The 1766-nt window shown below is 30.2% G+C and carries 1 protein-coding gene; it reads left to right on the top strand.

From position 1 onward, the window contains the following. Positions 1-273: 273 nt before the first annotated feature. Positions 274-1626, top strand: a complete 1353-nt coding sequence (dnaA, locus tag Q0370_RS07770; RefSeq protein WP_147004668.1) for a chromosomal replication initiator protein DnaA — start codon at positions 274-276, stop codon at positions 1624-1626. Positions 1627-1766 lie beyond the last annotated feature (140 nt).

Below are 1766 nucleotides of genomic sequence, written 5' to 3'. Positions count from 1 at the left end.
AAATGAAAACTATGTGTATAATATGTGGGAATGCAATAGAAATCACTATGTATAATTATTGTGGAAAAAATTGTATGAAAGTTATAAAGCATTGTAAATACTGAAAAAATTAATATTTTTTCTTGTGGAAAAACATGTGGAAAACTTTTGTGGAAAATCTTGATTATTTATTTTATATATGTTATAGTTAAGGCAAATAGAAAGGCTGGAATTATTGTAAAATTTAAAATTTTTATTTATAGGAATACTGTTAAAAAAGGAGAGAAAAAATAAATGGATGTTGTGAAATTGTGGGAAAAAATTAAGAAAATTATGAAAAAAAGAGTTAATGAAGGGGAATTTGAGCTATTTTTTGAAAATGTGGAGGCAACTAAACTTGAAGAGAGTGTCTTTACTCTTACTTGTAATTCCAAGCTAATAAAGGAAAATATGGAAAAATATAAAAGCCAGATGGAAGAAATTATAGAAATTGTGACAGATGAAGAAGTTACGATAAACTTTGAGATAAAAAAACAGGATGTGATGTCATATAAGCCTGAAACTCACAGTTTTCCAAAAGAAACAATGGAAAAAGCTTCACTTGTTCACACAGGACTAAATCCAAAGCACAGGCTTGATAATTTTGTTGTTGGTGAAAACAGTAAGCTTGCATATAATGCCTGTCTAGCAGTTGTAAAAAATCCAACGGTTTATAACCCTCTTTTTATTTTTGGAAGTTCAGGGCTTGGAAAAACCCATCTTATGCAGGCTGTTGGAAATGCAATTTTAGAAAATGACCCAAGTAAGCGTGTTTATTATTCTACTTCTGAAGAATTTGCAAATGAATTTTTTAAAGTTTTGAACAGTGGACGAATTCAGCATTTTCGCGATACATTCCGTGCTTTAGATGTACTTCTTCTAGATGATATACAATTTTTTGAAAAGGTGTTTGGACGTGGAGAAGGGACTGTGGAAGAAGAATTTTTCCACACGTTTAATAAGTTGCAGGAACTTGGAAAACAGATAATAATGATAAGTGATAAGTCGCCAAAGGAAATAAAAAATCTGTCAAAACGTCTAGAATCAAGATTTTTGTCAGGTTTAACAGTGGAAATCCAAAGTCCAGGATATGAAACTCGTATGATGATTTTAAAAAACATGGCAAAGGCACAGGGAATCGAAATAGACGACAGCATTTTAGAATATATTTCAGACTCTCTTGATACAAATGTAAGGGAACTGGAAGGAACACTTACAAACTTAAATGCCCGTGCAAAACTTCTAGATGAACAGATAACGTTAGAACTTGTGCAGGAAATGCTTATGCATAACGTAAAACGAGAACAGTCTAAAGTAACAGCAAAAAAAGTAATAGAAATGATTTCTGCACAGTACGGTGTCAGTGTAACTGACATGAAATCCAAAAAACGTCAGAAAAAAATAGTTGAAACAAGACAAATTGCAATGTATCTGTTAAAGAATAATGATGAATTGGATTTAAGCCTGACAGCAATTGGTGGGCTTTTTGGTGGAAAAGATCATAGCACGGTTATAAGCAGTATTAGAAAAATTGATAAGAAAACAAAGGAAGATGTTGCATTCAAAAAAGAAATTGAATCTTTAAACAAGAAGATTTTCAGAGCTTAAAAAAATTGTGGAAAATGTGGAAAGAATGTTGAAAATTTTGTGGGAAAAAAATGATAATATTTTAAAAATTATCCACAGTTGAAAAAGTTTTCTACATAAATTGCTTTTATAAAAAAATTTTAGTAAAAAAATTAAATTAT

Origin of the sequence: uncultured Leptotrichia sp. (assembly GCF_938036635.1) — a bacterium.
Lineage (GTDB): Bacteria > Fusobacteriota > Fusobacteriia > Fusobacteriales > Leptotrichiaceae > Leptotrichia > Leptotrichia hongkongensis.
This window is presented reverse-complemented; position numbering and strand designations above follow the sequence as displayed.

Coding starts and splice junctions, on each gene's coding strand:
- dnaA (WP_147004668.1), top strand. CDS start 274: ATGGATGTTGTGAAATTGTGGGAAAAAATTAAGAAAATTATGAAAAAA.